At 68.3% G+C, this 8,368-nt stretch carries 8 protein-coding genes; all 8 read left to right on the plus strand.

Going from position 1 to position 8,368, the window contains the following annotated elements; genetic code table 11:
• The coding region (locus ACV4UX_RS15435) for a glycine--tRNA ligase subunit alpha (protein ID WP_491594173.1) at positions 1–491 on the plus strand (491 nt) is incomplete at its 5' end.
• Positions 492–503: 12 nt separating this feature from the next.
• The gene (glyS, locus tag ACV4UX_RS15440; protein ID WP_491594174.1) at positions 504–2,588 is read left to right on the plus strand and encodes a glycine--tRNA ligase subunit beta; all 2,085 of its coding nucleotides are present in this window, start codon (positions 504–506) and stop codon (positions 2,586–2,588) included.
• Positions 2,589–2,695: 107 nt separating this feature from the next.
• Positions 2,696–2,962 (plus strand): 30S ribosomal protein S20, encoded by a 267-nt coding sequence (gene rpsT, locus ACV4UX_RS15445; RefSeq protein ID WP_173086939.1) that lies wholly within the window; start codon positions 2,696–2,698, stop codon positions 2,960–2,962.
• A gap of 229 nt (positions 2,963–3,191) precedes the next feature.
• Positions 3,192–4,889 carry a dephospho-CoA kinase gene (locus ACV4UX_RS15450; protein WP_491594175.1) on the plus strand — a complete coding sequence of 566 codons (1,698 nt, stop codon included), beginning with the start codon at positions 3,192–3,194 and terminating at the stop codon, positions 4,887–4,889.
• A gap of 59 nt (positions 4,890–4,948) precedes the next feature.
• Positions 4,949–5,671 carry a rhomboid family intramembrane serine protease gene (locus ACV4UX_RS15455; RefSeq protein ID WP_491594176.1) on the plus strand — a complete coding sequence of 241 codons (723 nt, stop codon included), beginning with the start codon at positions 4,949–4,951 and terminating at the stop codon, positions 5,669–5,671.
• Positions 5,672–5,767: 96 nt separating this feature from the next.
• The gene (locus ACV4UX_RS15460; protein ID WP_491594177.1) at positions 5,768–6,526 is read left to right on the plus strand and encodes an ABC transporter ATP-binding protein; all 759 of its coding nucleotides are present in this window, start codon (positions 5,768–5,770) and stop codon (positions 6,524–6,526) included.
• Positions 6,527–6,539: 13 nt separating this feature from the next.
• Complete coding sequence (locus ACV4UX_RS15465; protein WP_491594178.1) at positions 6,540–7,697, plus strand: SufB/SufD family protein; 1,158 nt, start codon at positions 6,540–6,542, stop codon at positions 7,695–7,697.
• 114 nt (positions 7,698–7,811) lie between these two features.
• A complete protein-coding gene (locus ACV4UX_RS15470) occupies positions 7,812–8,261 on the plus strand; it encodes a metal-dependent hydrolase (protein ID WP_491594179.1) in 450 nt (149 codons plus the stop codon).
• Positions 8,262–8,368: the final 107 nt, after the last annotated feature.

Here is an 8,368-nt window from a genome sequence, read left to right on the forward strand (position 1 = left end):
GGGAGGTGTGGCTCAACGGCATGGAGGTCACGCAGTTCACCTACTTCCAGCAGGTGGGCGGCATCGAGCTTTCGCCCGTGTCCGTGGAAATCACCTACGGCCTTGAGCGCATCTCCATGTACCTTCAGGAGAAGGAGTCGGTCTACGATCTGGCCTGGAACGACTCCGTCACCTACGGCCAGGTGCACCACCAGGGCGAAGTGGAACACTCGAAATACAACTTCGAGCACGCCGACGCCGCCATGCTCCTCGGCTTCTTCAACTCCTGCGAGGCCGAGTGCAGGCGGCTCTGCGAACTGGGCCTGCCCTGGCCAGCCTACGACTACTGCCTGCGCTGCTCGCACACCTTCAACATGCTCCAGGCCCGGGGGGCCATCTCCATCACCGAGCGCACAGGCTACATCGCCCGCGTGCGCGCCCTGGCCTCCGCCCTGGCGAGGCTCTACGCCGCCCAGCGCGCCGAAATGGGCCACCCCCTCCTGCAACGCTAAAGGACGCCAGACATGCCATCCTTCCTGTTGGAAATCGGCTTCGAGGAAATGCCGTCGCGCTTCCTGGCCTCCCTGTGCGCCGAATTGCGCCAGGGCCTGGCCGGACTCCTGGAACAGCACAAGCTCGGCTTCGCAAAGGTGGAAACCTGGGCAACGCCCCGTCGCCTCACCGCCCGGGTCTCGGGGCTTGAGGCCGTGCAGCGCCGCGAGGAGGAGGTGGTCACCGGCCCCCCCGTGCGCGCCGCCTACGACGCATCGGGCAATCCCACAGCGGCCGCCCTCGGGTTCGCGAAGGGCCAGGGGGCCGATTTCGCCGACGTGTTCACCGTGGAAACCCCCAAGGGCCAGTACCTGGCCGTGCGCAAGGCCACCGGCGGGGCCCTGGCCCTGGACCTGCTGCCCGCGGTCTGCCCGGCGGCGCTCAAGGCCCTGAACTTCCCCAAGAAGATGCACTGGGGGAGCCTCGACTACACTTTCGGCAGGCCCATCCGCTGGATCGTGGCCCTGCTGGACGACCAGGTGGCGTCCTTCGAGGTGGCCCAGGTGGCCTCGGGCCGGGCCACGCGCGGACACCGGGTGTTGGGCCCCGGCCCCTGGGAGCTGGGTTCCGCGGACGACTATTTCTCCGTGCTGGCCGAAAAGGGCAGGGTGGTGCTGGACGCCAAGGCCCGGCGCGTCTCCATCCTGGAGCAGTGCGAGAGGGCCGCCCGGGCCGTGGGCGGCAAGCCCGTGGTCAACGATCGCCTGCTGGAGGAGGTCTGCGGCCTTGTGGAGCGCCCCTTGGTGATCCTGGGCAATTTCGACCCGCGCTACCTGGAGTTGCCCCGCGAGGTGCTGCTCACCAGCATGGAGAGCCATCAGAAAAGCTTCGGCGTGGAGGACGCCTCAGGGAAACTCCTGCCCCACTTCCTGACCACCTCGGGCATCGAGCCCACCGACGTTGCCCTGGTGCGCAAGGGCTGGGAGCGCGTGCTCAAGGCCCGCCTGGAGGACGCCCGTTTCTTCTGGGAGACCGATCTGGAGTCCAGCCTGGACGCATGGCTGGCGAAGCTCGAAAACGTGACATTCCTGGCCCCCCTGGGCTCCATGGGGGCCAAGAGCCGTCGCGTGGAGACCCTCTGCGCCTGGCTGGCCGCGCATCTGGCCCCGGAAATGGCCGCCAGCCTGCCCCGGGCGGGCCGCATCTGCAAGGCAGACCTCGTGTCCGAGATGGTGGGCGAGTTCGCCGACCTCCAGGGCGTGATGGGGGGGATCTACGCCCGACGCAAAGGCGAGAAGGAGGCCGTGGCCAGGGCCGTGGCCGGGCAGTATCTGCCGCTTGGCCCCGAGAGCCCCGTGCCCGCCGACCTGGGCGGCGCGCTCCTGGCCGTGGCCGACAAGATGGACACCCTGGCCGGATGCTTCGGCCTGGACATGATCCCCACCGGCGCGGCCGATCCCTACGCCCTGCGCCGCCAGACCCTGGGCGTGTGCCGCATCCTGGTGGAGCACGGCCTGCGCCTGGACCTGGGCGAACTGGCCCGGGCCGCCTTCGCGGACTACAAGGGAGTGACCTGGAAGCTCGATCCGGAGGAGGCCCGCACGAAGCTCGTGGAGTTCTTCGGGTCGCGCCTGAAGGCCTGGCTCCTGGGACGCGGCGTGCGGCCCCAGGTGGCCGAGGCGGCCCTGGGTGCGGGCTTCACCGATCCCTGGGCGCTGGAGGCCCGCACGGCGGCCCTGACGCGCTTCAGCGGGTCCGAGGGCTTCGACCAGGCGGTGCTGGCCTTCAAGCGCGCGGCCAACATCATCCGCAAGCAGGCCTCCAGCGTGGAGCTCACGGGCCATGCGGACAAGTCCCTGCTGACGGAACCCGCCGAACTTGCCCTGGCCGAGGCCCTGGAAGCCACGGCGACCCGTTTCGAGACCCTGTGGGCCGAGGACGACTTCGACGCCCTCTTCGGGCTTCTGGGCGAACTGCGCCCCAGCGTGGACGCCTTCTTCGACAACGTGATGGTGATGTGCGAGGACGAGGGCCAGCGGCGCGCCCGGCTCAACCTCCTGCGCTCCCTGGTGGACCGCCTGGGCAGGCTGGCCGACTTCTCGGCCCTGCAGGTCTAGCGGCAAATTGTCCGGTGTTCCGGAGAAAACGACGGATATCGCTTGACATGCGTCGTGCTCCGGCCTATTGAATCCGTCTTTGAAATTGAAGCGAGGAGGGAAATCCCTTGGCCAATCATAAGTCCGCGCTGAAGAGGCACCGTCAGAGCCTGATCGCCCGTGCCCGCAACCGCGCCATGAAGACCCGTGTGAAGAACGCCATCAAGGCCGTGCGCGAGGCCGTGGAGTCCAAGGACACCGCCGCCGCCCAGGACGCCCTGCGGGCCGCCACCGCCGTGCTCGACGGCGCCGCCTCCAAGCAGATCATCCACTGGAAGACCGCCGCACGCAAGGTTTCCCGGCTGAATCTGGCCGTGAACAAGCTCGCGGTCTAGTCCGGACTGACGGAGCGTTCCCGAGCCCGCCGGCGTGGCCGCGCGGGCTCTTTCCTTTTGCCTCTCGCCTTTCGCGTCGCACCCTGTCGGCTTGCGCCGCCGGGCGCGGGCCGTTTCGGGCGTGCCCGGCGCGGGGCAGGCATCCCGTCAGGCCGGGCGATCCAGCTGCGCCGGAGGCGGAGTGTTTCCAATCGTTGACCCCGCGCGGCTTTCCGGGCATCCCAAAGGCATGGCCTCTTCCCGCACCAAGAAACGCGTCCCGGTTCTCGAAACGGCCGCTCCGGCCGAGCTTTCCGTCGCCTCCCGCGAATCCGCCGTGGCCCGGGAGCCCGGCAGGCTCGATCAGGTCTGGACCGCGCTCCTGGCCGATCGACCCGTGGCCCGGTCCAGGATCCAGGAGTGGATCAAGGCGGGGCTGGCCCGCGTGGACGGCCAGACCGTCACGCGTCCCTCCCACAAGCTGGGCGGCGGAGAGGCCCTGGCCCTGGACATCCCGGAAGCGCGCGACACGCCGGCGCCCGAGCAGGGGGGGCTGCACGTGCTCTACCGGGACGCCCACCTCCTGGTGCTGGACAAGCCCCCCGGCCTCACCGTGCACCCGGCCCCCAGCTGCCCCGAAGGCACGCTGGTCAACCGGCTGCTGCACCACTATCCGGAGCTTGCGCGCATCGAGGGGCAGCGCCCGGGCATCGTCCACCGCATCGACAAGGACACTTCGGGGCTGCTGGCCGTGGCCCTCCACGAGGCCGCGCGCCTGCGCCTTTCCGAGGCCTTCGCCGGGCGCGAGGTCTCCAAGACCTACCTGGCCCTGGTGCACGGCAGGCCCGCCCGGGACGTGGGCTCTTCCGACGCCCCCATCGGGCGCGACCCCTCCCACAAGACGCGCATGAGCGTGCAGCGCGGGGGCCGCGAGGCTCACAGCCGCTGGCGCGTGGCCTGGAGCGCCCCCTCGGGCTGCGCGAGCCTGCTGGAGGTGGAGATCGCCACCGGACGCACGCACCAGATCCGCGTGCACCTGGCCCACGCGGGGCATCCCCTGCTGGGCGACGCCGTGTACGCCTCGCGCGAGCAGGCCGAGCTGAAGCGCTCCGACCCGCTGCTGCACAAGCTGGCCGCGCGCCAGATGCTCCACGCCTGGAAGCTGGGCCTGCCGCATCCTGCTTACGGGGCCGGGGCTGGGGAAGGGGATGAGGGCGTCCCGGAGCGTCTCGATCTCGTCTGTCCGCCGCCCCGGGACTTTTCGCGCGTGCTGCTCCACCTCGACCGCCGCTGCCAGCGCGTGGGCGTGGTGGGGCTGCCGGGCTCGGGCAAGAGCGCGCTGCTTTCCGCCTTTGCGGCCCGGGGCATGCCCGTGTGGAGCGCCGACCGCTGCGTGGCCGAACTCTACGAGCCGGGACGCGACGGCACGAATCTCCTGCGCTCCCGCTTCGGAGAGCGCTTCGTGCCCGAGGCCCGGGGCGCAGTGGACAAGGCCGCGCTCCTGGCCGCCATGCGAGCCTCCGAGAACCTGCGCCGCGAGGTGATGGAGCTGCTCTATCCCGTGGTGCGCGGCCGCCTGGAGGACTTCTGGAGCGGGCACGCCCGGGCGCGCGCTGCCTTCGCCGAAGTTCCCATGCTCCTTGAGGCCGGCTGGACCGGAACAGGGGCCGTGGACCAGGTGGTCGGGGTGGACTGCCCGGACGAGATCCGCCATCAACGCCTGCGCGAAAAGCGCGGCTGGGACGACGCCCTGTCCGCCCAGGTGGACTCCTGGCAGTGGCCCCGGGAGACGAAGCTCGCGGCCTGCGCCTTCGTGGTGGAGAACGCCTCGGACCTTGCCGCCGTGGACCGCGCCGCCGCCCGTCTGCTGGCCGAACTGGCGGCGCTTCGACGCGTCCGGGCCGCCTCCCTTCTTGCCTGGATGCTCGCGAAGGGGTATCGATCCTAGATGATGACGGCTCCCGATCCTTTCGTGCCGGCTCCGCGTCGCACCCAGGAGCGTGGCGCGTGATCCCCCTCAAGGACAACATCCCGCGCATCCGCGCGCCGCTGGTTGTCTGGACGATCTTTTTCCTGAACACGGCGGTGTTCGTGGCGGAGCTCTTCCTCACGGAGCGCGGCCAGGCCCTGCTCTTCAACCTGCACGGGGCCGTGCCGCTGCGCTTCACCAGCCCGGAGCTGGCCCTGGCCATGGGCTATCCCCACGGCGCATGGTCCACGGCCTTCACCTACATGTTCCTGCACGGCGGCTGGATGCATTTTCTCCTGAACATGTGGGTGTTCTGGGTCTTCGCGGACAACGTGGAGGACGCCCTGGGCCACCGGCGCTTCGCCCTGTTCTATCTTCTCTCTGGGCTGGCCGCCCTGGCGCTGCATGTGGCCTTCAACGTGGACTCGCGCATGCCCGTGGTGGGGGCGTCCGGGGCCATCGCCGGGGTGATGGGGGGGTATTTCCGGCTCTTTCCCCACGCGCGCGTCATCGTGCTCATCCCCATCATCTTCATCCCGTGGATCGTGGAGGTGCCCGCCACGCTCTTTCTGGGGCTTTGGTTTCTCATCCAGGTCTGGTCCGGGCTTGCGGAGTCCGGGGCCGGAGTGGACGGGCAGTCCGTGGCCTGGTGGGCCCACGCCGGGGGCTTCGCCTTCGGCATGTTCCTCGTGAGCATCCTGTCCAAACGGGATTGCCGCTACTGCTACCTGCCCGAGAGCCGCGCCTACCGCCGGGAGTGACACCCTTCCGCCGTTCTGGACATCGCGGGCGTCCGCGCGTATCCATCCCGATTGGCCCGCGCTGGCCAAGGCGTCCCACCCAACAACGAGGCTTCCATGCTCAGTATAGAAAACCTGCACGTGAAGATCGGCGACCGGGAGGTGCTCAAGGGCATCGACCTGGAAATCAAGGAAAACGAGACCTTCATCCTCTTCGGACCCAACGGTTCCGGCAAGACCACCCTGCTCATGACCCTCATGGGCTTCGGCAACTATACCATCACCGAAGGGCGCATCATGTTCCGGGGGCACGACATCACCCACGCCCCCATCCACGAGCGCGCCAAGCTGGGCATCGGCATGTCCTTCCAGCGCCCGCCCACCATCCACGGCCTCAAGCTGCGCCACCTGGTCTCCATGACCGCCCAGGGCAGGCCCGTGGCCGTGGACGCCCTGGCGCGCCGCGTGAACATGGACACCTTCCTGGACCGCGATGTCAACGCGGGCTTCTCCGGCGGCGAGATCAAGCGCTCGGAGCTGCTCCAGCTCATGGCCCAGCAGCCCCACATGGTGCTTTTCGACGAGCCCGAGTCCGGCGTGGACCTGGAGAACATGAAGCTCATCGGCAACACCGTGCGCGAGCTTCTGGGCGGCGAATGCGCCATGGGCACCGAACGCAGCCTGCGCATGGCCAAATGCGGTCGCCACGTGGCCGGCCTGATCATCACGCACACGGGCTACATCCTCGAATACATCAACGCCGACAGAGGGCAGGTGATGTACGAAGGCAAGCTCTGCTGCGAATCCAACCCCCGCGACATCCTCGACCACGTCAGCCGCTTCGGCTACCAGGAATGCCTGCGCTGCCTGGCCTGATACGGAGTTTTCCATGAAGCCCATCGACCTTTCGCAGTTCGACTTCGCCGCCCCCGCCCCGGGACAGATCGCCGACCTCAACAGCCTCGACGAGGCCGACAAGCACCAGCTCCTCATGGCGGGCGTGGATGTGGCCGCCAGCGCCGTCAGCGGCACCTACATGCACATGGACCACGGAGCGGTGCACTGCAAGAGCAAGCGCCCCGGCGTGGAAATCCTGGACATCAAGACCGCCATGGCCAAGTACGACGGTCTCAAGGAATACATGTGGACCCTTGTCGACAAGGACAAGGACGATTTCACCCGCAAGGCCGCCAGCGACCTCCACGGCGGATACTTCATCCGTACCGAGAAGGGCGCGAAGATCACGGAGCCCGTGCAGTCCTGCCTGTTCATCAAGGGCGACATGACCGGACAGGCCGTGCACAACATCATCGTTGTCGAGGAAGACTCGGAGCTGCACATCATCACCGGATGCTCCGTGGCCCACTCCTCCAAAGGCGCGGCGCACCTGGGCATCTCCGAATTCTTCGTGAAGAAGAACGCCAAGCTCACCTTCACCATGATCCACAACTGGGCCGAGAACACCGTGGTGCGCCCGCGCTCCGCCGGAAAGGTGGAGGAGGGCGGCGTGTTCCTCAACAACTACGTGCTCTTGAAGCCCGTACGCGACCTCCAGATGTACCCCACCGTCACCCTGGCGGGAGAGGGCGCCGTGGCCCGCTTCAACTCCGTGATGGTGGCCCCCGCGGGTTCCCACCTGGACACCGGCAGCCGCATCATTCTGGCCGCGCCCGACACCCGGGGCGAAATGATCGCGCGCACCATCACCACCGGCGGCACCATCATCGCCCGGGGCCACATCGCGGGCAACGCCGTGCCCGCGCGCGGACACCTGGAGTGCAAGGGCCTGATCCTCGGCGGAGGCGTCATCCACGCCATCCCCGAACTGGAAGCCACCGTGGACGGCGTGGAACTCTCCCACGAGGCCGCCGTGGGCAAGATCGCCCAGGAAGAGATCGAATACCTCATGGCGCGCGGCCTCGACGAGGAGGAAGCCACCTCCACCATCGTGCGCGGCTTCCTCAACGTGGACATCATGGGCCTGCCCGAGAAGCTCAAGAAGGTCATCGACGAGACCATCTCCGAATGCGAAAAGGACATGTTCTAGAATCGTTGACCGCCCTCGAACGCAAGGCCGGGCCGGAGCCATGCTCCGGCCCGGCTTTTCTCAAACGGCCACCAGGCTTGAACTTCCCGCCGTGAACTGCTAGCCCCGCCCCACATGCCCGGCTACAAAGGACACATCGCGGGAGCCCTGGCCTCCACCGCCGCCGTCCTCGGCGGAGCGTGGTGGCTGGGCCTCTACAGGCCCGACCCCAAGACCATGGCCCTCATGGCAGCCCTGGCCGTGCTGGGCGCGCTCTTCCCCGACGTGGACACCAGCTCCAAAGGCCGACACCTCTACTACGGCGTCGCCTTGGCCGCCGACGCAGTGCTCATCCTGCGCGAACAGTACCGCTACGCCGCGCTCCTGGGCTTCTGCGCCATCCTCCCGGCCATCGGCTCGCACCGGGGCTGGACGCACACCTGGTGGGCCGGGCTCCTCATCCCCAGCCCCATCCTCGTCGCGCCCATGATGCTCATGGGCATCGCCTGGAAAGCCCTGCTGCCCTTCTACCTCGCCGCCGTCCTGGGATATTATTCTCACCTGCTTCTGGACGGGGAGTTCTGACCCGCGTCAACGCATCGGCCCCGAGCCAAGCTTCAGCGTCGCCGCCAGCAAGCCTCCGGCGGACAGGGATCCGCCCTTGACCCGGTAATTTCTTCTCGGGCTTCCCC

This window comes from Fundidesulfovibrio sp. (assembly GCF_058402725.1).

Excerpts from the sequence above, each read along its gene's own strand:
- glyS (WP_491594174.1), top strand. The coding sequence starts at position 504 with ATGCCATCCTTCCTGTTGGAAATCGGCTTCGAGGAAATGCCGTCGCGC.
- ACV4UX_RS15450 (WP_491594175.1), top strand. The coding sequence starts at position 3,192 with ATGGCCTCTTCCCGCACCAAGAAACGCGTCCCGGTTCTCGAAACGGCC.
- ACV4UX_RS15465 (WP_491594178.1), top strand. The coding sequence starts at position 6,540 with ATGAAGCCCATCGACCTTTCGCAGTTCGACTTCGCCGCCCCCGCCCCG.
- ACV4UX_RS15460 (WP_491594177.1), top strand. The coding sequence starts at position 5,768 with ATGCTCAGTATAGAAAACCTGCACGTGAAGATCGGCGACCGGGAGGTG.
- ACV4UX_RS15470 (WP_491594179.1), top strand. The coding sequence starts at position 7,812 with ATGCCCGGCTACAAAGGACACATCGCGGGAGCCCTGGCCTCCACCGCC.